Raw genomic sequence first — 22,136 nt, 5'->3', positions numbered from 1 at the left:
GTGCTCGCTATGACGAAGACAGGCAAAGTCTCAAGAGCGGGTCCAGCGGGTGTGGGAATCATGTTCGCGAGCAACGGGGCCGTCTTCGCAGCGCTGCTCCCGTGGTACCCGCTGCTCTCCCAACGGCTGGGTCTCGGCGCAGCAGAGTTTGGGTTGATCGTGGCAGCTTTCGCTGTCGGCGCGATTGCCTCATCGGCTCTGCCATCACCGCTCATAGCTCGATTCGGGGCGATACCCGTAGCCGTGCTCGGCACGGCACTCCTGGGCGCCTCGGTTGCCGGAGCGGCCTGGGCTACCTCTGGCTGGATGCTCGCCGGGATGATATTTTTCATTGGCTTTTTCGACGCCATTGTGGACGTAGCTCAGAACATTGCGGGGATCAGAGTTCAGGATCTGGCCGGGCGATCAATTCTTTCGTCGATGCACGCGCTGTGGAGCCTCGGCGGAGTCGCCAGCGGCGCCCTAGCCACCCTGGCCGCAGCCGGAGGGGTAGACGTGCGAGTCTTCCTCGCGGTGGTTGCAGCAATTTGTTTCCTGCTCGCCATCGCGGGCGGTTGGTTGATCGGGCCAGCCGCGCAGGCGCCCGAGGCGTCGGCCGCGGATGCCGCCCGGCCACGTGGGGGCCTGAGACTCGCGTTCGTGGCCGCATTGCCGCTTATCGCAATTGCGATCTGCGGGACGATGCTGGAAGACGTCGCGAACAACTGGGCAGCTATGTCAGCGGTGCAGATCGGAGGGATGCCGGTAGCCCTCGCCGGCCTCGCGTTCACCGTCACTATCGGCAGCCAGTGCATAGGTCGATTTTCAGGCGACCTGCTCATCAATCGTTTCGGGCGGAGTGCAGTCGCACGCTTGGGCGGGCTCCTCATCGCGACGGGTGCGCTGCTTGTCGTCAGCACGCACGACCAGGTCGTAACCCTGCTGCTCGGCCTCGCGATGGCCGGCTATGGCTCCGCCACGCTCGTCCCCAGCGCGCTGACGGCCGCCGCCTCCCTTCGTGGAATCAGCGCGGGGGCCGGGGTCACTCTGGTCAGTTGGCTCATGCGGATCGGATTCCTCGTCACCAGCCCCATCGTGGGCGGCCTAACGGAAGCCACAGATCTCAGATGGGGACTCTGTGTGCTGATCGTGGTCGGTGTAGTGGTTATTCTTCTCGCGCCAAGTCTCTCGCGCTCGAGGAAAACGATGGCCTAGACGCTCATTGCCCTCCCGCACACCGTCAACACAATTGACTCGCCCACGCTTAAGGAGTACGAAAATATGAAACGGGAACTTGCACCGAGCACCGTTCGACTGGCACGACGAATGCCGCTCTCTCAATTCCTCGCACCCGCTGGCGTTGCAATCAGAAGCGCAGCCGCCACCGTTGCTTCTATCTGGTCGGCGGCAGCTGAGACGGCTTCTACTGCTTGGTTTGCAGCCCAGTCCAATGACTTCCGCCTCGAGGAGTGATGATCGTGGCCTGGATCATCCTGAGGATCATTCCAGCAGGTCCGATCAACGATCTTTGCCGCCGCCCATGAATGTATGAGCACTCCGCAAGCCGGATCGTCAGTGAAACGGCGAGCGGGACCTGATTAGTACTCAGGGGCTTTTGGCTTGCGCGGCTCAGCGGTGGCGCGATCGGAGCTGGGGCGGAAGGCTTTTGCCCAGCTGCACAAGGACCCCCGTCACGCGCCGACGAACGTGCGATACACGATCCCTCAGCGCGACACGTGTGGGTGAGGGGTAGCGACCGTGTTGTGTCCGATCAGGGGGAGAGCATCTTCAGGTCGTCGGAGCGTGACGGTGGCCGGCGCCTTTGGGTCGTATAGGTGTCCCCATGCGGCCGCAGCTCCCACTGCTCCAGCCGATTGCGCTGCCTGAAGATTAGTGGAAGCGTCGCCGATATAGATCACGTTGGACAGTGAGGCCCCTGCGTCCTGGGCTGCACGAATTACACCGTCTGGTGCGGGCTTGGGGTGCTGAACGTGATCACCGCCGATAAGGAGGTCGACTTCAATACCTGCAGCATCAAACAGGAAGCGACCCGCCCGGGAACTGGCTCCTGTGAAGTTGTCCTAGCCGCCGAACGTCAGCGAGAGTCTCAATGATTCCAGCGTAAGGCACGATGTGCTGGCCTCGAAGAGACTCATCGTAGAAGCTCATTTCCTGGTTGGTAACCTCTCGGGCGACAAGGTGTGGAAGCATCACCTCCGGTACGCCACGAGAGTACGCCGCGACGACTTGATCGCGATCAATATCGCGCGCTCCAAGCCGATGAGCAACAGTCACGAATGCCTCGGGCACTACGTGCGTCGAGTCCAGTAGCGTCCCATCCATATCCCAAGTCAACTAAGCCATAAAGGCACCGTAGCCCGAATGCAAAGCTCGGCGACAATCACGGCATGTAGATGCACTCCTCAACAACGCAGTGATCGTCCGACGGTCGGTCCTTCATCTTGCCGAGGCGACATCGATGGGCCGGCTGATGCTCGTGCTGGCCACTTCCGCATGGAGTACGAGTACGAGTACGAGTACGAGCACGAGCACGAGTACGAGTACGAGTACGAGTACGAGTACGAGCACGAGTTAATTGAAGAGCGGATCAGTCCAAACATCAACTGTCGCCAAGCAAAGCGGACGCGGCTAGAACATTCCGGGAGCAGTGACGCCACGTCGGGAACCAAATAGGTGCAATACGTCTTTCACGGTTCTTCCGTGGAGTGTGTCCCAAAGCGCGTGATCTTTTCCTTCCTCGAGCGCGACGTCGTTGGGCACCCCTAACGCGACCGCGCCAGAAGCGATCGCAGCCCGAAGCCCCGTGATCGAATCTTCAATTGCCAGACAGTCAGCGATATCGATGCTAAGTCGGGCCGCCGCAGTCAAATAGGGTTCTGGGTGAGGTTTCCCTTGCGAAACATCGTCGCCGCTCACGACGGTGGAAAACGTTAGGTCGGCTTCAAGCGCCCGCACGACGACATCGACCAGGCTCTTCGAAGACGTGGTCACAATTGCCTGGCGGATGCCCGCGTGGCCGAGGCTCCGGAGAAGTTCGCGGGCCCCGGGCCTCCAGACAATTTCCTCGCGGAGGGAGTTGATGACCGCGGTTTCCAATGCGTGAGCGATCGCGTCATCGTCCAGGTCCACCCCCGCCGACCGCAGAGCCGTTACCGTCTGTTCCATTGTTGAACCTATTAGTGCAGTGATGTCGGCATCCGTCCAACGACCGCCGTATAGTGCCACCAATCGGTGTTGAGCTTCTCCCCAGACTGACTCCGAGTCGATGATCGTCCCGTCCATGTCCCAAAGCACCGCCGCCATCTCAGCGTTCATGAGTGACTGCCATCAAGGGAGCGGTGCCACGACGCATTCGAGGGCTTACAGGAGTAGTGTCCACAAGTCATACTTCCGTTCAGTCGATGAGTGGATCGGCCCACTCGCGGCTAGGTTATTCCAAATCGGCGTGGATCATCGCCAGCATGGCGGCTGCCGGAATCCGACAACCAACGCACCGTAGCGGTGGAAGGAGGGACTGATCCTTCGGCCAAGCCTCACAGAGCGCTCGTGAGCCCTGAAAGTGTCCCGCAACCCAAACGCCTCATATCCCATGGGATACAAGAAGCTGGCTACTCGCTTTGAGCCGACTCGAGTAACCAGCTCGATGCGCCAAATAGCGATCACAGAACGCCGCCGCAAAGGGCCGACAGGCACAACCGGACGCGCCGCGGCCGCGTCATTCCGGGCGTGTTGCCCAGGCGGGGGAGGGGCCGGTAAACGATCCCCAAACGGACACGATGGCAGACGGTGAGGGCCAGAGCCCGAAGAGAAAAGCGGCGGCTGCAGGCGCGTCCGAGGCGGCCGGCACAATTCGGCGTTCACCGGGGCCATGAGGCCCGGATCGGCCCTCAGTTTTTGGTACCGAGACGGAGAATGTTTACTCTTTGCCAGGACCTTATTCCAGCGTTTTGGCAAGCTCCGTGACGTCGGAATCGTTCGATCCAACAACCACCCAACGGTCTCCGTAGACGACAGAGCTTAGCGCCTCTGAGCCGCCTGAAGTGAAGGCCCCTTCGCTGGCTCTGAGCGCTGCGCCGTCATCAAAAGTGACGAGCAAAACGCGATCGTCAGTCGCCTGGCAGGTGACCATTTCTCTTACTGCTTCGTCGGAAGGAACGGTGTCAGTTCAGTTGTATCCGTGGTCTTCGGCGGCATCAGTGAACGTGTTGGCTAGCTCGAGCTGACCTGTACAGCCGGCAAGGCCAAAGACCAGAGCACCCGCTACAAGCGCCGCTAACGCAATTCGCTTGACCACCATTTTTGGAATCTATCCTTCCGGCGCGGGAAGCACGATGCGTGGGTGCTCCGGCTTTAGTCACTTGGTGATCGCGGGTGAGTTCGGCGTACCCGTATCAACAGTGAGCGGATCACTCGCACGATCTCGTCATACGCTCGCTCAAGAGATGGCGTACTGGGGCTAGCCAGTTAACGGCCAATCGGAACTGTCCGCTAATACTGGCCTTGAGCCCGGAGAGTGGACACGGGTTGGGCGAGGAGTTGGACAGATAGGGAGCACGGTCAGCGCAAGATTCCGCGGTCTCGGGCGGCCGATACTGCCGCGGTCCGGGAGCCGACGTTCAGTTTCGAGAAGATATGCGCGAGGTGCGACTTGACAGTCGTTTCGGTGAGGAAGAGATCAGCTGCGACCCCGGTGTTGGACTTGCCGCGGGCGACGAGCTCAAGCACTTCCATTTCACGGGCGCTGAGGCTGACCTGGGGGGCGCGCATCCGACTCAAGAGTCGAGAGGCGATCACGGGTGCGAGGGCGCTCTCCCCGGCGGCCGCGGCGCGGACGGCCGCAATCAGCTGGTGCGGTGGCGCGTCTTTGAGGAGATAGCCACTCGCCCCCGCCTCGACGGCGCCGAGGATGTCAGCATCCGAGTCGTAGTTTGTCAGTACCAGCACATACGGGGCCGCATCAAGAACCCGGATGCGTCGGGTGGCGTCAGCGCCGGTGGAAGCCTCACCGGCACCGAATTGGAGGTCCATCAGCACGACATCCGGATTCTCGCGCTCGGCGGCCTGCACGGCCTCGTCCGGGGTGGCCGCTTCGGCGACGATGTCGAAGTCCTCCTCGAGGCTGAACAGGGCGTTGAGTCCGGCACGGACGATGGGGTGATCATCCGCGATCACGAGTCTGATCATGGGGTCTCCGTGCGGGATAGGTTGACGGCCAGGGTAGTTCCGCGGCCGGGTGCGGTGTCGATGGTGAGGGTGCCGCCGAGCTGTTGCACACGCTCTTGAGTGGCCTGCAGGCCGAATGAATCCGTCTTTTCCGCCGATTCTCTCGTGGGGAGAAGCGGGTCGAATCCGGTCCCGTCGTCAACGATGGTGAAGCACAGCTCGTCCCGGTCGATGGCGAGGGTGATGGTCGCGGTGGTGGCGTGGGCGTGCTGGATGACGTTCGCGACTGCGCCCTGTGCGATTCGGAGCAGCGCCGTCTGTAGATGCATCGGCAGCGCGACGCTATCGGAAACCCGAACGTTCACATCGAGACCCCGCGTCGACCACTGGGTATCAGCGAGCCTGCGGAGCGCTCCGCCGAGACCTTGGTCGTCGAGTTGCGGTGGGGTAAGTTCGCGGATGAACCGGCGGGCATCGGCTAGGTTCGCCGCGGCCGTTTCCCGTGCCAACCGGATGTGCTCGACGCCGGGCCGGTCGGGGTCGGTGCGTTCGGCGGCGTGCAGCAGCATCTGGATGCTGGAGAGCCCCTGAGCCAGCGTGTCGTGGATCTCCCTGGCGAGGCGGGCGCGCTCTGCCAGGACGCCGGCTTCACGTTCGGTCGCCGCGAGTTGTCCCCGGGTATTGACCAGGTCCCTCATGAGAGCCTCGCGCTGTTCGGCCTCGCGGGCCAGCGCTTGGTAGGCGAGGCCGATCAGGAGTGCGACACCGGCGCCGACAAAGGGGCCCACCACCCCGCCGACGGTCCATCGGCCGTGCACCCCGAGGGTGCAGATCGCCACGACCGTTGAAACCAGGATCGCGGCGGACCCCCGCCATCGACCGAGGAGATGGAGGTAGAGAAAGAACAGGGGAAAGACCAGGTATGCCGCCTCCGGGATCAGCCACAGCAGGGCCACCCACTCGAGGGTGAGCACAGCCAACCAGCTCTGCCTCGGAAAGCGAGAGCGGAATCGACCAGGACGGCCGATGACCGCCCCGAGGCCGTATGTCACCAGGAGGGCCACCGATAGGACGAAGACAATGACGCTCGCGTCGGTTGGGGCGACCACCGCACGGACGATGACAAGAATTGTCAAGGCGACGAACAATGCGTGCAGGCCAGTTCGCAGTCCCACGAAGACCGGGGTCAGAGCAGTGTGGACCATGGCCTGAGTTTACGTGTCCACCGTCTGAGGATCATCGTTCGAAAGTACGACGGGCGAGTACACACTCCGGGTGCGAAACGGTGTTCGGGCGGCCGATGACGGAACCGGCGCGAAACGGGAAAGTGGGAACTGTCATCACATTCGGTGGCAGGAAAGGCACACACATGTTCGTCGCGTTACGCGATCTTCGCTTCGCCAAAGGCCGGTTCGTCCTCATCGGCTCCGTCGTCGGCCTCATCACCGTTCTCGTCGGTTTTCTCAGCGGGCTGACGGGAGGGCTCGCAACCCAGAACATCTCGGCCGTGCTCGCACTTCCAGGTGACCGCATCGTGTTCTCTGCCCCTGCTGCCGGGGAATCCAGTGCGACCTTCTCCGACTCCACCATCACAGAGCAGCAGGCGAGGGATTGGGCTTCAACCGATGCGGTCACCGCCGCGGAACCCATCGGGATCAGCCAGACCCGCGGCGAAGCCGGCACCACCCGCGCCGCGATCGCCGTCTTCGGTGTGCAACCTGGATTCAACCAGGCCGCACCCACCCGCGACGGCCGCCTGGGCCTGTCCGATCCCGCGGCGACAGACCTCGGCGTGACAACCGGCGATGACGTCACGATCGCCGGCACCACCTATACCGTCGAGACCATCGACGGAGACGGCTGGTACAGCCACACACCCGTCGTGCAGATGACCCTCCACGACTGGCAGGCCTACTCCGCCGCCACCGGGAACCCGGACGCCTATGCCACAGTCCTTGCCGTCGCCGGAAACCCTGACTGGGATGCCGCCGACTCGGCGAACGCGACAGTGTCCGAGAACACCTTGGGTTCCCTGATGGCGCTCAGCGCGTTCCGCTCCGAGATCGGATCGTTGCTGCTCATGGTCACCATGTTGTTCGGTATCTCCGGCCTGGTAATCGGCGCGTTCTTCACGGTCTGGACCATGCAGAGAAGGGGCGACATCGCCGTACTCAAAGCCCTCGGCGCCAGCACCAGGTCACTTGTTCGTGACGCTCTCGGCCAAGCTCTTATCGTGCTGCTTGTCGGCATCGGAGCCGGCTTAGGACTCGTCGCCGTCCTGGGAACTCTGGCCGGCACTGCACTGCCGTTCCTGCTCAGCCCGGTCACGACGATTCTGCCCGGCGTGATCATGATCACACTCGGCCTCGCGGGTGCCGCCTTCGCGCTCCGCTCCGTCACCTCCGCCGACCCCCTCACCGCACTTGGGAGCAACCGATGATCCGCCTGAACAACATCACCCTCACCTTCCCCGATGGCGACAGCCGCGTCACCGCCGTCAACCACGTCACTCTCACCGCCCACCCCGGGACCGTCACCGGCATCACCGGACCCAGCGGTTCCGGAAAATCGAGCCTCCTCGCCGTCGCGGCAACCCTCATCCGGCCAGACTCCGGCCAGGTCCTCATCGACGACATCGATGCCACCGGACTGACCCCCGGCGACGCGACCGAACTGCGCCGCAACAGGATCGGAATCGTCTTCCAACAGTCCAACCTCGTGCCATCCCTCACCGCGCGGGAGCAATTGACCGTCATGAACGAGCTTGGCGCCCGGGACAGCCGGCGGAACCGCCCAAAAGCCGCCACACGGGCCGATGCGCTCCTCGATGCGGTCGGCCTCGCCGACCAACGCGACAAGCGCCCGCACCAGCTCTCCGGCGGTCAGCGCCAGCGCGTCAACATCGCCCGGGCCCTCATGAACGACCCGAGCGTCCTTCTCGTGGACGAACCCACCAGCGCTCTGGACCAAGAACGCGGCGCCAGCATCATCGACCTTATTCTGCGCCTCACCGATGAGTTGAGCACGTCAACCCTGCTCGTCACCCACGACCTCGTGCACCTCCCGCGCATGCATGGAGTTGTGCACCTCGTCGACGGCAAACTTGTCGACGCGCTTCCCGCCGCCTAAGCCCACACTCGACTGCTACAGGACTCTCTTCAGCACCCACGTCATTGCCCCGGCCCTGACTCCATCGAGTGGGCACCGCACAAGAGAATATGTTCGATGTGTCACGGTCACGTGGGGAGCTCACTTCTGAGTTACAAGGGCGAGGCGGTGACCGGCAGCGCGGTCGCAGCCGTCGCCCGGGAGCTCAGAGTGAAGGAGGCCATACGGGGACGCTGGGCTGGTGGCGATCCCTACCGAAACGGGTGCGCTTCACAGAGCAGATTGCCTCGTTGCCAGCTTCGGACGCACCCGACCCGGAGGGAGGCCGCAACCCCGGCAACGACTGGCTGCTTTTGGGGCGGGTGAATTCACACAAAGTGATGGACGAGACTATGGCGATCGCTGCTCAATGCTGCAGCCGCTACAGAGGCCGTGTTGGCGGCGTTTATGGCGGCCGCACGACGGGCGTCAGCTCGAGCCCCGAGATGCGGTGAAGTCACGGGCCCAGCTAGGCCCTCCGTTCTGTAGGGCCCAACGAGGTGGAACTGAAGACGGATGCCCGCATCGGTTGTGACGCGCGGTCGGAACGCGGGTGCACATCAGCCGATGCTGGCAACCGTCACTTTGATGGTGTCGATTGGTACGGGCGAGTGGGCGGCTAGGACCGTGGCGATCGAGTCAAACACGAGCCGGCACACGTCAGTGGCGGGCTCCGAGCCGACGACGCGAACGGCGGCAGACACGATCAGCCCAGCGTCTCCCATTGTGATGGTGACCAGGTCCGATGCTGCTTCTCTCTGTGTAAACTCACTGACAATGGCACCGACAATTCTCGCCACGAGGGGAGCGGTCGGATACAGGGTGTCCACACCAGGTGCTCCTCGCACTACCGATTCCAATTCTGTGGCGAGTTCGTAAGCGAGGCTAGCGGTATCCGTCATGAAGCTTCCTGTCTGCGATCAAGGAAGGCAGAAGATACGCGCATCATCGATCCATCGCCTTCCTGCGCTGGATGAGCCGCATCGACCGGCCTTTGGCCAGCACTGGGCGGTGCAAAATTGGCAGATCGCCCTAAACCGGAAGGAGCGTTTCTGGGCTGCGGCGTCACCCTAATTAAACCCTAAGGTGCGATACGCGCAAGAGCGCACTGTTGGGCCATGTACTGCACTCGGCCGAGCTGGTCTGTCGCTCCTCCGCTGCGCGGCAAACCATCCGGAAATGACCCGTTCGCGATCGACCATGCTGCACTCACCCAGTGCTGTGTGCGATGTGCGCGAACTCTTACGAAGACGTACCGTGGCGATTGTGACGGTGACCGGGTCGAGCTGGGGGAGATGCGCCCGAGAATACCTAACCCGAAGAAACTCGAGGCGAATCGGCCTGTTCTTGACCCGACCGAGGACGAAACTCAGCATTCTGGGCTGAGAAGCCCGATTTTGGAGACTATGGCAACCGCGACGGATAGGAGCGGGAATCTAGTCACTGCACCATCGCGCACTTCCGTCCGGCCTCGTGAGCTGGATCAGTCAGAGTGGGAGAGTTTCCGGTGGGCGATCCCCAATCGGACGCCGTGCACGCTTCTGCGCACGCGTCCAGGATTGCGATCACTGCTGTGCGGTTCGTGCTTGTCGTCCATAACCGCACTCTAATTGTCACCGCAGCGATTTCCACGCAATAGAGATCAGCGAGGAAGCATCCTGTGATTTTTCCGTTACCAGGCAAAGCCAGATACGCGTCGGCGCAATTCTCGCTCACGGCGGTAGCTCGTGGCATGCCTTTTCGCAGTTCGGGTCCGCTCCTGAATCAGAGCGTTCGTTACGTCGCCGTGAAGCATGGAACACACAGCAGCGCGAGAGTGCGCAACCCCCTCCCTGAGGCTACGCAGTGGGGTTATGGTCCGGTCATATCCATTTCATGAGAGGAAAGCTCTTGGGAACCCTGACGTACGACTCGGGCCTCACAATCTACTTCGACGACTGGACCCTCGCTCATCTTCAGGTCGCCATCGGGGTCAAGCTCCACCTAAAGGAGTGCTTTCATCTCTCCTGGAAAGATGACAGGGACGGTGACGGAGGGCGAGGCTCGATCTGGATATTCCCCGGCGCCCCACTCTTCTTCAAATTCGCCGATGGTCGATGGCCTCTCCTCGATTCGGAGTGGATCGAAGCGCTAGTCAAGTCCGCCAACACACCCGCAGGAATGACGGTCATGCCAGAACCGCGCCCGCTCGTGCGGGGATCAACCCGCCAAGACAGAGGGAAACCTCTGGCCCTCATTAGCGCACACAGTGGCTGGCAGAGCCATCCACCGGAGAGCGGACGGAAAGTGCTCCCCACATGGACAGAGCGACCGACTGACTGACTGACTGATTCATCGCTCGGCCTCAATCTGTCCCGCACACGGAGCTGTAAATATGATCCGGCAGCGGCAGAATCAGCGGTCAGCTGATTCCTGCCTAGCCACCGAGTGACGACGCTTGAGGCTAAGCATCAGAACGACACGGGGCGGTCGGGGCATTCGATTTGATTGGGCACAAGCAGCCCCTCCCGTGCCCTCCCGTAGTTCCCTAGCTCGCGAGGAAGTGACTTCAAAACGACCGCTCTTACATCTCGTACCGACGCGCGCTCGTTTGGCCACGAGTCTGGCTTAGGGCCCGCCTTTATGCGCGGAAGCCACCCGGGGTGCGGCTGCGAAGCTGGGTGTTTAGTGCCATGCTGCCAACTCCCGAGCGAGAGTGTGGCGTGATCGAGCAAGTAGGCCACGAACCGTTGATTCCGGAACGCCTAACTCGCTAGCTATTACGTTGTAGCTAGCACCCGAAAACTCGCGCATAACCCAGGCTCGACGCTGCTTCGTTGGCAATCCGGATAGGGCCAGCGACAAGGCCTCATTCTGCAGGAGGGTTTCAACTACGTCGAAGGGGCTGTCCAAGCGTGCCGGCATATTCTCGTCAATCTCGACGGTGACGGGGCGCCGTTTTCGCAGTCGATCCAGGCACTTGTTGCGCACAACACGCATCAGCCAAGCCTTCAGGTGCACGCCGTCCTTCAACGCCGGAAGCTTTTCCCACGCAGTGATAAACGCTTCCTGCACGACGTCGTCAGATTCCTCATTGGAACCCAGCGTCCGCATAGCGTAGCCATGCAGCATCGGTCTATAGCGGCGGACCAGTATTTCGAATGCAGTTTGGTTTCCGGCGACTACGAAGTCAACCAAAACACTGTCAGTCTCATTCTCAAGAAGCAACTGGCCAATAACGTCAGGCACCATCAGGTTCCAATGGTTGATAAGGAAGGGCGCCTGACTGCGCGTGGGTTAGGGATATCAGCAGGAAGCACTCGATGAGTATACGGACAGGTGACGACCTAATGTGCTGACCATGGCGCATTAGAACGTCTTGTTGCACTCGTGGGGTGGGCGCCGCGGTGCCGAAACTATTCAAAGCCGCGCCCAGGACGATTTTGGCCCCCGAGAGTATCGTCGGGCCGGGGCGTCCGCCCGACGATTCTCTGTCGGTCGGTCGCTTGCGGCTCGATTGAAATCCAAGAACTAACCGCAAGGTGCCAGTTAGACCGATGGCCGCGCCCCACAAGCTCAGTGTCTTGAGGCACCGGTAGTCTGCGGAGAGACCAAGAGGACCATTGGCCGCGATCGACCCGGAGTGCGTGGAGCATCAATATCTTTACGTCCCATTTCCTGAGAGCGCCGACATCGATACGGTCCCTGTGGGCAAGGCGATCGCCCTTTGGGTTGCGGCTCAGTATCACGTCCGGCCCACCGTTGCCTGTCCGCAAAACTCCAATGCCGCCTCCAGACCGGAACTCACAAAGCAGCCCGTAGCGCCCGAACGCGGCGCCGAAAGCGCTGCGCGCAATTTGATATGAGTGACTTTTCGGGGCGTGGGCCATTCCCTAACTTCCGACCATGTGGCCGCGTTCTTCAACCGCGTGTTCCACGGCCTATAAATCGCATGGGGTGACAGCTCCAACACGTAGCTAGAACCTACTAGTGAGAATCAGTCATTTAGGAAAAAGTCCGGTCTTCGCGCATCACGAGTATCTGTCGGCCGAGCATCATGAACCAAAAGGGCGGGTGATCTCGCATGCAATCGGGTGATTCGACAAGTGGTTCCGCACGCGTGCACTTGGCCGGTGTGTCGAATTGGATGGCCGCGAACGCGAGACCTTGGCAGCGACCCCGCCCATTGCGGGTTTACAACGACAGGACGCCCGCAGTCTCCATGGCCACGGCGCAGGTATCTGGCCCGGTAGAGTTGCGGCAGGAAAGGCGGGCAGTGTGCCGGAGAATGGTGCAGCAATGGGTATGCTGCTGCGAGGCCGTTACCGGCTGCTTGACCTGCTTGGCCAGGGCGGCATGGGGGCCGTCTACAAGGCTATCGACGAAGTCCTCGGCCGCCACGTGGCCATCAAGATCTTCCTCGCCGACGCCACCCAGTCGGCCGACGTACGGCGTCAAGAGGATGAGGTTAACATCCTCGCCTCCCTTAGTCACCACAGCCTCGTCACCCTGCTCGACGCTGCCGTTGACCGCAGCGATCCAATGATGCCGCGTATTTACCTGGTGATGGAGCTCGTCGAGGGCGCCGACCTGCAGCGTCGGCTCGCCCGCGGCCCGTTGCCCTTGCGTCAAATCGCCCAGCTGGCTCAGGATCTCGCAGAAGGCCTGGAATACATCCACTCGCGCGGCGTTGTGCACCGGGACATCAAACCCGCCAACGTGCTGCTCGTCAACTACAACGGCGACGACTCGCGTACCCGAGCTAAGCTCGCCGATTTCGGCATCGCCTTGCTCGCCGATTCCCGGCGCTATACCGCGGATGGAGCGGCCACCGGCAGTGCTCACTACATGAGCCCCGAGCAGGCCACGGGTGACCAGGTCGGGCCAGCCAGTGACGTGTATGCGCTGGGACTGGTTCTACTGGAGTGTTTCACTGGCGAAATCGCCTTCCCCGGCCAGGCAGTACCGTCGGCTCTGGCCCGACTAATGAAGGATCCGGCCATTCCCGAAACTGTGCCAGCCGCCTGGGCCGGCCTGATCGCCGCGATGACTGCGCGCGACCCTCGGGACAGGCCGTTGGTGGACGATTTGGTCCTCGCGCTGCGGCAGCGGATCGCCGGCAGCTCAGGGCGGCACCGCGCCAATGCACCTCTGCAACTGACGGCCACCCGGCCCGGGGCTCCTGACGCCGCGGACGAAGAGGGTCGGATGATCGCCGTCAGACGCTACGACCTACTAGACACCCCGCCCGACGACACTTTCGACCAGATCACCGCGTTGGCCGCTCGCGCCTTTAGGGTTCCGATCGCGCTCGTCAGCGTGGTAGACCACGATCGGATCTGGTTCAAATCGCGACACGGGTTGGCCGTTGAACAGATCGACCGCGACGCCGGACTGTGCGCCTCCGCCATCCTGCAAGACAAGCCCTGGGTGGTGACAGATGCCCGGATCGATCCCCGAGCGCTCGCTAACCCCCTGGTGATCGGCGAAATGGGTCTACAGTTCTATGCCGGCGTTCCGCTCACCACTCGGGACGGACACAACGTCGGCACCTTGTGCCTAATCGACCACACGCCCCGGGACTTCACGAGCGCCGAGATGGCCACTCTGGAAGGCCTCGCCGGCGTCGTGATGATGGAACTGGAACTGCGCCTGGACAGCCGTCAGGCCCTGCTCGATAGCCGCGCCGCCCTCGGCTAACGACCGTGGACTGGGGGAGTGCCCTACCAGACGATCGATTCCCGGACGCTTACCGGGCGATGAGGGCGAACGGTTCGGCATCATGGAGGAGAAACGCGCGTAGCTCTCCCGCGATCTTCGAGACGTGATCCTCACCCGCGAGTGGACGCCGAGCGGTTGAGCGCCGCGCTTGCCAGGGCAGAAGGAACGCACCCGCGCCTGTCTTAGCCGAAGCCCAGGCCGACCCAGAAGGCCCAGCCTGGAACCTAACGACGCACGTCTGGGGCGACCAGCGAGTTGTCCCTCGAGATACGGGGAAGCTGGGCGAGTGCTGAGTCTCTGAGGGACTAGGAGTTCCCCAACTTTTCGCGCTGATCAGTTGTATAGTTCTGCTAGATGACTTGGTCTGGGGGGATTCCAATGAACGGTCGACCTCGTCGATCCACCATCGCACTGACGGGCGCGACAGCGTTGATCATTCTGGCGGTACTAACGGCCTGTTCGCCGACCTGGGCCAATGAAAGGCCGGCAACGTCGGCACCGAGGGTAGCTGCCACGACCGGCAGCTGCGAGTTTGCTGCCTCCCGTAAATCCCTCGACCCTGACCACCCGCAAAACACTGCCCTGACTTACGTGAGGCTCGCCAACACCGGCACCACTGACTGCGAAGTGTTCGGATTTCCAGATGTGGCCCTGCTCGATGTCAACGGGAACGTTATCGGCGACCCGGCCGTAGAAAGAACCACGATCCCAGCACGGACGCTCACGGTAAAACCGAAGCACGCCGCCTACGTCATGCTCAAGGTCGCCGGCCAAAACCTCTACCAGGGTTGCCCGCTGCTCGGAGCGGCAACACTGCGGATCCGTCTGCCTCAAAGTAGCGAAGACCTTCTGGTTGATGTGGCTGATCTCACCATCTGTGATGGCGCCACCTCCAACTGGCTGGTGTACAACATCGTGGCAAGCCCGGACAACCCTCTTTCTTAACCGATGCGGCTGGACGTCACCTGTTGAGCGTTGGCTAAATGATGAATACCAGTGCGCTGAACGCAAGAAACAAGTCGGATCGGCCGCTGACGGCGCTGAAGAAGACAGGCCGCACCATCACGCCCCAAGTGATGCGCGCACCACCCCCCTGTCAGGTTGACGCACCCATACCGGCGGTCCTGGCCGATCAGGACGCCCGCAAGCAGGTGCGAACACCGCGGGGTCGGCCACGACGATCACCTTTACGAGCTCGACTTCAATTTACGGATTCGACCCGACTGCTCACATGACTGAGAACGCCCCACTTCCGGCGGCCAGCGTTCAGCCCGTCAAGGCTCTCGCCGAGAAGCTTAACCTGGATGCCCCGAACGTCACGGGCATCGTTGTTCACGCGGGACTTATTTATGGTCACGACGGCCCCGGCACCGTGGCGAACATGATCCAGGGCGCCGTCTCCCGGGGAGCCGCCACCTACATCGGCGACGGCGCCAACACGTGGACACCGGTGCACGTGGACGACATCGTTGATCTGTATGTGCTTGCCCTGTCCATGCCGGTCGCCGGGATCTTCAATGCCGTCTCGTCGACACCATTCTCGTTCCGCGACCTCGTAGAAGCGATTGGCGAACTGACCGGGGCTTCACTTCCAAATCTTCCGGGGACTGGCGCCGCTCCTGACGGGGTTATCTTTCCTGGTGCCGTCAGTCGCCGCGTTCGCGGCGGCCGCGAATGCGCACCTCCTGGTGCGATCTGTGGGCGGGTCGAAAGCGGCGATTAGCGGACGGTCGTCATGGCGGCGTCCTTGCTGGTGATTTCTCTTGTTGCCGACAACGGCACTCTCATCGGGGTACTGGTTGCCAGCGCCGGTTTTGGCGCCGGCATGGGCATTACGATCAGCACTCTGGCTGACCTGGTCACGGGGTCATTCCCGCCGACGTCAGCTGGGGTTGCGTCCGGCGTCCTGACCACCGCGCAGCAAATAGGGAACGTTACAGGCCTGGCGGCAATCGTGGTGGTAGACGCGAATGCGGGTGGCCTCAGTCACAGCTCGGCTTTTTTACCGCAGCGGCTTTGCTCGCCGGGTTCGCTAGCGTGTGGTTGCTTGCGATTGCTCTATGGCCGATGAGCAGGAAAAGCGCTAACTCAGGCCAGGGCGGTCGGCTCTCGGGATCGACGGCTCCGGCTGAACGCACTCCAGCAGTCGGTGATTGTTAGGCGGCGGAGTCGTTGTTGCAGTCGCCGTTCGTCAGAAGCGTGTAGTCAGGCCGCTCACTGGCTGACACCAGGTCGTGATGAGGAGAGTGTTGCCGAGCGCGCGGTCGAAGTCCGGTCGTGAGGCGACTACGTCTCGTAACCTGGTGCTTGGTCGGCGGTGCTCGCCATTAGATGTGAGACATCGCGGGCGGGGTGCCGCAGCTGATCGATTTGGCGTGCCGATCGAAAAATGGGGCCACCAATTGATGCTGGCAGTGCGGCCCTGTCTCGCTCGGAGCCAGGGCCGCACCAGTGATCTTTACATGGCAGCGCAAGTCCGGCAGAGTCGCTGGTCGTTTGTGCCTGGCCGCCTGCTTGAGGCCGGGATTTGCTTTCCGGAGGGGCAGTCGCTGTGCACGTGGTGCACGTCGGGGTCATTCGGATTGGTCGAGTAATACGGTGGGACGCGCATTTCAGGCTCCTTCGCCTTGCCCCGGAATCTCCGGTGACATGACCGTACGGCGAGCCACCGACAGGATGTTCCGCGAGCATTGGAGCTGCTCAGGACCATCAAGCCAGCTGCCGGCGCGACTCGACGCACGCATCGGACAGAATGAAGGACATGACCACGCACACTGAGCTTGCCCTCCCTGAGGGATACGCCGAACTTTTACAGGGTCTGAAGGTGCGCGTCCGGAATGCGCAGGTGCGGGCTCAGCGGGTGGTCAATACCCAGCTCCTCGAACTGCATTGGGGTATTGGGGGCGAGATACTCACCCAGCAGAAAAGCCAAGCGTGGGGGAGTGGTGTCGTGGGCAGACTGGCCTCTGATCTCAGAGCCGAATTCCCTCAGATGACAGGGCTCTCTCGCAGCAATCTCTTCTACATGAGGGCGTTCGCGGTGGCGTGGCCAGGAGAGGGCGTAATCGTCCAACAGGCTGTTGGACAATTGCCGTGGGGCCATATCACGGTTCTACTGGACAAGCTCGACGATGCCCGCACGAGTACCTGGTATGCCCAAGCCGCCGTTGAACACGGGTGGTCACGGAACGTGTTGATGAACCAGATTATGAACCGTACCCACGAGCGGATCGGGTCGGGCCCGAGCAATTTCACTAGGCAACTTCCCACTGCTGAGTCGGAGCTCGCGCAGCAGATCGCGAAAGACCCCTACGTCTTCGACTTCCTCGAGCTGACCGACCAGGCCGCCGTGCGGGACCTGGAACAGTCCCTGATGGATCGCATCGTGGAAACCCTCCGCGAACTCGGCGCTGGCTTCGCGTTCGTTGGCCGCCAGGTGCACTTCGACGTTGGCGGGGATGACTTCTACCTGGACCTGTTGTTCTTCCACGTCGTCCAGCTCCGCTACGTCGTCGTCGAGCTGAAGACGGGGAAGTTCCAGCCCGAGTACGCCGGGAAGCTCGGTTTCTATATCGCCGTTGTCGACGACAAACTCCGCCTCCCTACGCACAATCCAACGGTCGGGATCCTCATCTGCGGCAGCCGCAACGATCACACCGTCCGCTACTCCTTGGGTCAGACCGATGCGCCGATGGCCGTGTCGACGTATACCTACGACACCCTGCCGGCGGCCGAGCGCAACGCGCTGCCCGACGAGGAGAAACTCACTGCCGCTCTCGACTGGGCTGAGGGGCCCTCGGCGGAATAGACAAGCTCGTCCTCGAAGGATGAGCGTGTCGCCAAGTCGTGCGTCCCGGCGAGTCCGGTACCGCTCTGCGCCGTCGGACGGCTTCCTTAGGGCGTCGTGCTCGTGAGGGATGCTTTGGCTTGCTGGTGACGGTAAAGGGTGGCACGGCTCCAGCCGACCAGTTGCGCTGCGTCCTTGGCGGTGCGGCCTTTTACTCGGGCTTCTGCTACGTGCTGGAGCTTGTCGGCGATCACGACCGGATCGGACAGCGGACGACCGAAGCGCGTCCCGTTCTGCCGCGCGGCGGCAATTCCGGCATTGACGCGTTCGACGATAAGTTCGCGCTCGTATTTGGCGAGGGTGGCGAGCATGTTCAGCATCAGCCGGCCCGTCGACGTCGCCGGGTCGATGCCATCCGAAATGGATCGCACCTGGACGCCGCGCTCGCGCAGCAGGTTCACCGTGTTCAGGACGTCCATGAGGAAGCGGCCGAGCCGGTCGATTCGCCACACGACGACCGTGTCACCAGGTTCGGCGTACCCGAGGAGCTTCTTCATCCCGGGCCGCTCGATCGCGGCCTTGCTCCCTGACGTGACGTTCGCGAACACGTCGCGTTTCTGCACGCCAGCATTGACGAGCGCGTCGAGCTGCAGCTGCGCATCCTGGCTCGATGTGCTCACGCGCGTGTACCCAACATGCCTCATTCGCCCATTCTGACTCACAAACCCCGTCTTGCCAGTCTCCTGAGACGTTTTACGGTGAGACACATCTATGGGGCATCGAACGGCCCGCCATCTTGTGGGTGGGGGCCACCGGGGGAGTGGGGGATCGAATGTCTTGGAAAGCTATAGGTTTCCGAGACATGGTGTTTACGGAATTTACACACGATTCAACATTGTGGCGCTCGAGGGTGTCGCCGCAGGGGGAGCGAGGAAGAGGTGCGTCCGGTGGTCTGCCAGGTAGGAGGCGGGCGCGCGACGAGCAAGGTTGGGCGAACTGAGAGGTGCGGGAATGCGATGCGCGTTGTAACTTATAGAAATGTTTGCAAATGAGGGGGAGAGCTTCGTTGAGGTGTTTGTAGCTATCGCGGACACCGTGCAGACGGGCCATGACGTGATCGACACGATGGACGTTTTGGTTCGGGGGTGCACGATGTTCACGGCTGCTATCGCCGCGGGTATCCTCCTGGCCGATAGCAGTGACGTACTTCATGTTGCAGCGTCCAGTAGTGAGCGGGCCAGCGATGTGGAAGAGGAACAGCTCGGCGCCCACGAGGGTCCGTGCCTGGACGCATACCGGTCGGGAGCCACGATTGAAGTTCCCAGCATCGCCGACGCTCGAGGGACCTGGCCGGCCTTCAGCGATATCGCTGAGGCCCGCGGATATCGGGCTGTTCACTCTGTTCCTATACGGTTTGGTTCGCAAAGGTTGGGCGCGATGAATCTGTTCTTGGCAGAGCCCGGCCGGTTGAGCGGCCGCGATGCAGAATTGGCTGAGGCGATGGCCCTGTATGCCGCGAACAGTGTTGAGCAGCACAGGAAGCTCCATAGCCACATCGCCGTTCGGGACCAGATGAAAGTAATGCTTGAGGATCGAGTACTCATCGAGCAAGCCAAAGGGACCCTCGCCCAGCGTTACGGTGTACCCATGGATGACGCGTTTGGTCTGCTGCGGGCCGAGGCCCGCAGAATGCATGCGAGCCTGCGCGATACCGCAGCAAAAATCGTTGTCCGGCCGCTCGGTGATGGCCAGCAAAAAATGATCAGCTAGCTGTACCGCCCAGGGAATGAGTTTGGGGGTGCTTGGCGTGATTTGGGGTCATTCCGGCGCCTATTTGTCTTCGCTGGGCGGATTGTTGAATCGCACCGGAAGGCGGGATACGTAGAACGCTTCCCAGTTCACGTTGACGTTGAAAGGGTCATCCGCAGCGGCTCGGAGGGGGTCACGGGTGATCGTGAAATCTCCCTCATCGATGAGGATGACCAGGGCTTCACGGATGGACTGTGGATCGGCCCCCAGCTTTTGGGCGAGCTCATTTATCGTTGTCGACAACGAGTTGACGGAGTAGGGCTGTTCTGGTTTGAAGAGCGAAATAGTCTGCTGGGACATTTCTTGGTGTAATTGGTTCCAGCGAAGCTGTGCCTCCGTCTCGCGGCGTGGTTCGGTCAGGGGCAGGACTTCCTCCGGCAGGGGAGCGGCCGGATTGATGGAATACTGGCCATCGGCCAGGACTGTCACCTGTGCGGCAGTCATGAAATCCAGCAGGTCGGCCAGAGTGCGAATGGCTGCCAGGCCCAGGTGCGAGCTGAAGACCTCGAGCTCGGCAATCTCTTGTATCCGAGTCGCTTGGGCCTGGGCGTTGACGACCTCAGCGCTACGGCGGGGTCCGTCACTGACGAGGGGGATGCCCTCGGAGTTTTCATCGAGCGGGCGAAGTTCTTCGTCCGCGAATTCCAGCGGAGGTTCCCAGACATCCGAGGTGAGACCTTCAGCCGTGTCGACGTTGCCTCTTAGTTCTTCGTCTATTTCAGTGGGCGAAGCGGCCCCCTCCGTCGCAAGGTACGACAGAACCGCGATGGAGGAACTCGGAAGAAACCGTTGCCACCCGCTCTGGACGTAGACGAGGGTAAAGAGTGTCCAGGTGTCTCTCATTCCGAAAGAGTAGCTGCCTAGTTCCGGTTCGGGAACTTTCCGATCCTCTTTGCCCTCTGCTCGAGTCGGTAGGGGCGAGCGTAATGCGCCGCCACACCAGGTCCCCTAAAGGTGGATTCCTGACTCGTCCGAGAGCTCGACCCAGAGCCCACGGTCACAAGTGTCATTCCGCACGGCTAAGACCGGCGCCAAAACGTCAGCGTCGGCGAATGCCATCAGGTCAAGGCCGGTCAGGCCGGCGATACCATAATGGGCACTTGATATGTGCGGTACGGGCCAAGTGGGGGAGGAGTGCCAGCGATGAGCGTTTGGGCGCGAAGAGCGTCGAGATCAAGATCGGCCAGCTGCGGCCTTTGATCCAAGACGAACCCAGCGGCTTGAAGAACAGTGGCAATCAACCGTTGTCGTCCACGCCGCGACCTTCCAGAAAAGTTGAAGGACCCTGACACCGCGATACACCGGATCTTCTTCGAAGAGCACGGGTGCGGTGAAGACGCTGATGCGGTTCTTGTTGGTGTGTGCGTAGGTGAGGACGTGATCTTCGAGGCCGAGCCAGAGCTCTTTCGATTGGTTGAACGCCCCGGCTTGCGGGGCGGCATTGGTGTAGGTGAAGGTATCAGCGTTGGCCTGCTGGGCGGTTGCGGCGTCGCCCCAGACCGGGTCTCGACGCCGCACGAGGTGCCCGCGGTCCAGGTCGTTCTTCGCGTAGACGGCCTCCCCAGTCTGTTCATTGTTGGGGATGCGGGGGTCGAGGTGCCAGTCATCACCGCGGTCGACGTCGATGAGTTGGTCGCCGTTGATGTTGACACCGGTGGCGATAGCAAGGCGCCGGACGGGATCCAGAAGGATGGTGAAGTGTGTGTAGGGCAGTTCGCGAGTGATGGTTCCCGCGGACGGTGCGGGAAGCTGCAGCGGCAAGTCGAGGCGTACCCAGTAGGAGAGAATATCGCAGCGTCCATGCCCACAGCTAAACAGCCGCAATCGACATGTGAGCGACGACAAGGTGTCGCATAACTAACGATGAGTACCGAAAACCCTCCGGAGGTTGTGCGACCTAGTTATAAGACTCGGCCCGTCGCTAGATCCAGGCGATCTCAGAAGAAGCCCACATCACGGCTTTGAGACCTCCTATATCTCTAGGGATACGAGACACTGCACGGTGTGAATGGCGCCCGCTTGTATGAGGCACCCGGATATGATCAAGGCCACAACGAATCTTTCGTCGGTATCCCGCAAGCGTTTAGCCCAGAGGAGCGCAGATGCCCGAACACCCGGGCAACGACCAAGACGCAGCCAAGCTTCCATCCTTGGAGAAGGCCCAACGCATAGTTCAATCGCTAGCAGGCGCTCTCTCCATAGTGCTCCTGTTTACGATGACGTTTCCGATTCCTATGGCCGTCAACTGTGTCGTCCTCGTAGGTCTGGTCTGGGCGAGCCTTGTCCTAGATCGTCGCATTAGGGAACGTGGAGGCAGGGGCGGCAACTACGTCTGATCGGTGTGGTTGATCTCGCAACCAAGGTGCCTCATAATCCATGGGATACGAGACCAAGCTGTCATTCGTCGATGGGCGACGAATGGCGGGAGAGTCGACTCAAATCCACCGGCGTTCGTTCCGGGCTCGATGACGAGCTGCGGGGCAATTAGCTCTTGGCGTCCGGGTTAACAATGAGGAAGTCACTGAGCCGG

The 22,136-nt window shown here is 61.7% G+C and carries 18 protein-coding genes and 1 pseudogene; 8 read left to right on the top strand and 11 right to left on the bottom strand.

What is annotated here, in order from left to right:
• The first annotated feature begins 9 nt into the window (after positions 1-9).
• The gene (locus E3O57_RS05550) at positions 10-1,194 is read left to right on the top strand and encodes an MFS transporter (protein ID WP_198416804.1); all 1,185 of its coding nucleotides are present in this window, start codon (positions 10-12) and stop codon (positions 1,192-1,194) included.
• Between the two features lie 509 nt (positions 1,195-1,703).
• Here the strand turns inward: E3O57_RS05550 and E3O57_RS19215 are convergent.
• The 6 genes and pseudogenes from E3O57_RS19215 to E3O57_RS05525 all read right to left on the bottom strand — a co-directional run.
• Positions 1,704-2,039: pseudogene (locus E3O57_RS19215) on the bottom strand (HAD hydrolase-like protein); the annotation flags it as partial.
• Positions 2,014-2,322 (bottom strand): HAD family hydrolase, encoded by a 309-nt coding sequence (locus tag E3O57_RS19210; protein WP_103479320.1) that lies wholly within the window; start codon positions 2,320-2,322, stop codon positions 2,014-2,016. The pseudogene E3O57_RS19215 and the gene E3O57_RS19210, both read right to left, overlap by 26 nt.
• A gap of 114 nt (positions 2,323-2,436) precedes the next feature.
• Entirely contained in the window at positions 2,437-2,568 is a 132-nt protein-coding gene (locus E3O57_RS19155) for a hypothetical protein (protein ID WP_255455735.1), read from the bottom strand.
• A 60-nt stretch (positions 2,569-2,628) separates the two neighbouring features.
• A complete protein-coding gene (locus E3O57_RS05535) occupies positions 2,629-3,315 on the bottom strand; it encodes an HAD family phosphatase (RefSeq protein ID WP_103479319.1) in 687 nt (228 codons plus the stop codon).
• 1,242 nt (positions 3,316-4,557) lie between these two features.
• Positions 4,558-5,184, bottom strand: coding sequence for a response regulator transcription factor (locus E3O57_RS05530; RefSeq protein WP_103479317.1), 627 nt, complete (start codon positions 5,182-5,184; stop codon positions 4,558-4,560).
• Complete coding sequence (locus E3O57_RS05525; RefSeq protein WP_103479316.1) at positions 5,181-6,368, bottom strand: sensor histidine kinase; 1,188 nt, start codon at positions 6,366-6,368, stop codon at positions 5,181-5,183. Before E3O57_RS05525 ends, E3O57_RS05530 begins: the two co-directional genes overlap by 4 nt.
• A 164-nt stretch (positions 6,369-6,532) precedes the next feature.
• Between E3O57_RS05525 and E3O57_RS05520 the strand changes: the two genes are divergently transcribed.
• Both E3O57_RS05520 and E3O57_RS05515 read left to right on the top strand, forming a co-directional pair.
• Positions 6,533-7,603 (top strand): ABC transporter permease, encoded by a 1,071-nt coding sequence (locus E3O57_RS05520; protein ID WP_103479315.1) that lies wholly within the window; start codon positions 6,533-6,535, stop codon positions 7,601-7,603.
• Positions 7,600-8,292 carry an ABC transporter ATP-binding protein gene (locus E3O57_RS05515; RefSeq protein WP_103479314.1) on the top strand — a complete coding sequence of 231 codons (693 nt, stop codon included), beginning with the start codon at positions 7,600-7,602 and terminating at the stop codon, positions 8,290-8,292. Before E3O57_RS05520 ends, E3O57_RS05515 begins: the two co-directional genes overlap by 4 nt.
• A 578-nt stretch (positions 8,293-8,870) precedes the next feature.
• Here E3O57_RS05515 and E3O57_RS05510 read toward each other — a convergent pair.
• Positions 8,871-9,140 carry a hypothetical protein gene (locus tag E3O57_RS05510; protein WP_103479313.1) on the bottom strand — a complete coding sequence of 90 codons (270 nt, stop codon included), beginning with the start codon at positions 9,138-9,140 and terminating at the stop codon, positions 8,871-8,873.
• A gap of 1,834 nt (positions 9,141-10,974) precedes the next feature.
• Positions 10,975-11,541 carry an RNA polymerase sigma factor gene (locus E3O57_RS05500; RefSeq protein WP_103479312.1) on the bottom strand — a complete coding sequence of 189 codons (567 nt, stop codon included), beginning with the start codon at positions 11,539-11,541 and terminating at the stop codon, positions 10,975-10,977.
• A gap of 1,047 nt (positions 11,542-12,588) precedes the next feature.
• Between E3O57_RS05500 and E3O57_RS05495 the strand changes: the two genes are divergently transcribed.
• The 4 genes from E3O57_RS05495 to E3O57_RS05480 all read left to right on the top strand — a co-directional run bounded on the left by E3O57_RS05495 (position 12,589) and on the right by E3O57_RS05480 (position 17,818).
• Positions 12,589-13,989, top strand: coding sequence for a protein kinase (locus tag E3O57_RS05495; protein WP_103479311.1), 1,401 nt, complete (start codon positions 12,589-12,591; stop codon positions 13,987-13,989).
• Between the two features lie 399 nt (positions 13,990-14,388).
• The gene (locus E3O57_RS05490) at positions 14,389-14,955 is read left to right on the top strand and encodes a DUF4232 domain-containing protein (RefSeq protein WP_165787935.1); all 567 of its coding nucleotides are present in this window, start codon (positions 14,389-14,391) and stop codon (positions 14,953-14,955) included.
• Between the two features lie 235 nt (positions 14,956-15,190).
• A complete protein-coding gene (locus E3O57_RS05485; protein ID WP_133159771.1) occupies positions 15,191-15,733 on the top strand; it encodes an NAD(P)-dependent oxidoreductase in 543 nt (180 codons plus the stop codon).
• Between the two features lie 1,038 nt (positions 15,734-16,771).
• A complete protein-coding gene (locus tag E3O57_RS05480) occupies positions 16,772-17,818 on the top strand; it encodes a YhcG family protein (protein WP_103479308.1) in 1,047 nt (348 codons plus the stop codon).
• Positions 17,819-17,904: 86 nt separating this feature from the next.
• Here the strand turns inward: E3O57_RS05480 and E3O57_RS05475 are convergent, their stop codons facing one another.
• Positions 17,905-18,501, bottom strand: a complete 597-nt coding sequence (locus E3O57_RS05475) for a recombinase family protein (protein WP_103479307.1) — start codon at positions 18,499-18,501, stop codon at positions 17,905-17,907.
• 334 nt (positions 18,502-18,835) lie between these two features.
• Between E3O57_RS05475 and E3O57_RS05470 the strand changes: the two genes are divergently transcribed.
• On the top strand, positions 18,836-19,567 hold the full coding sequence (locus E3O57_RS05470; protein WP_103479306.1) for a GAF and ANTAR domain-containing protein: 732 nt from the start codon (positions 18,836-18,838) through the stop codon (positions 19,565-19,567).
• A gap of 60 nt (positions 19,568-19,627) precedes the next feature.
• Here E3O57_RS05470 and E3O57_RS05465 read toward each other — a convergent pair whose 3' ends face one another.
• Both E3O57_RS05465 and E3O57_RS05460 read right to left on the bottom strand, forming a co-directional pair.
• Positions 19,628-20,449, bottom strand: a complete 822-nt coding sequence (locus E3O57_RS05465; RefSeq protein WP_103479305.1) for a DUF6042 family protein — start codon at positions 20,447-20,449, stop codon at positions 19,628-19,630.
• A 330-nt stretch (positions 20,450-20,779) separates the two neighbouring features.
• Entirely contained in the window at positions 20,780-21,451 is a 672-nt protein-coding gene (locus E3O57_RS05460; protein ID WP_341476135.1) for a DNA/RNA non-specific endonuclease, read from the bottom strand.
• Positions 21,452-22,136 lie beyond the last annotated feature (685 nt).

This window comes from Cryobacterium sp. TMN-39-2, from assembly GCF_004402745.1.
Lineage (GTDB): Bacteria > Actinomycetota > Actinomycetes > Actinomycetales > Microbacteriaceae > Cryobacterium > Cryobacterium zongtaii.
Note: the sequence above shows the minus strand (reverse complement) of the source record. Positions and strands in the feature narration are given on the sequence as shown.

What these genes read in the sequence shown, in the direction of transcription:
- E3O57_RS05515 (WP_103479314.1), top strand. Translation starts at nt 7,600, where the DNA reads ATGATCCGCCTGAACAACATCACCCTCACCTTCCCCGATGGCGACAGC.
- E3O57_RS05495 (WP_103479311.1), top strand. Translation starts at nt 12,589, where the DNA reads ATGGGTATGCTGCTGCGAGGCCGTTACCGGCTGCTTGACCTGCTTGGC.
- E3O57_RS05530 (WP_103479317.1), bottom strand. Translation starts at nt 5,184, where the DNA reads ATGATCAGACTCGTGATCGCGGATGATCACCCCATCGTCCGTGCCGGA.
- E3O57_RS05525 (WP_103479316.1), bottom strand. Translation starts at nt 6,368, where the DNA reads ATGGTCCACACTGCTCTGACCCCGGTCTTCGTGGGACTGCGAACTGGC.
- E3O57_RS05475 (WP_103479307.1), bottom strand. Translation starts at nt 18,501, where the DNA reads ATGAGGCATGTTGGGTACACGCGCGTGAGCACATCGAGCCAGGATGCG.
- E3O57_RS05535 (WP_103479319.1), bottom strand. Translation starts at nt 3,315, where the DNA reads ATGAACGCTGAGATGGCGGCGGTGCTTTGGGACATGGACGGGACGATC.
- E3O57_RS05480 (WP_103479308.1), top strand. Translation starts at nt 16,772, where the DNA reads ATGACCACGCACACTGAGCTTGCCCTCCCTGAGGGATACGCCGAACTT.
- E3O57_RS05520 (WP_103479315.1), top strand. Translation starts at nt 6,533, where the DNA reads ATGTTCGTCGCGTTACGCGATCTTCGCTTCGCCAAAGGCCGGTTCGTC.
- E3O57_RS05465 (WP_103479305.1), bottom strand. Translation starts at nt 20,449, where the DNA reads ATGAGAGACACCTGGACACTCTTTACCCTCGTCTACGTCCAGAGCGGG.
- E3O57_RS19210 (WP_103479320.1), bottom strand. Translation starts at nt 2,322, where the DNA reads ATGGATGGGACGCTACTGGACTCGACGCACGTAGTGCCCGAGGCATTC.
- E3O57_RS05470 (WP_103479306.1), top strand. Translation starts at nt 18,836, where the DNA reads ATGTTTGCAAATGAGGGGGAGAGCTTCGTTGAGGTGTTTGTAGCTATC.
- E3O57_RS05500 (WP_103479312.1), bottom strand. Translation starts at nt 11,541, where the DNA reads ATGGTGCCTGACGTTATTGGCCAGTTGCTTCTTGAGAATGAGACTGAC.
- E3O57_RS05490 (WP_165787935.1), top strand. Translation starts at nt 14,389, where the DNA reads ATGAACGGTCGACCTCGTCGATCCACCATCGCACTGACGGGCGCGACA.
- E3O57_RS05550 (WP_198416804.1), top strand. Translation starts at nt 10, where the DNA reads ATGACGAAGACAGGCAAAGTCTCAAGAGCGGGTCCAGCGGGTGTGGGA.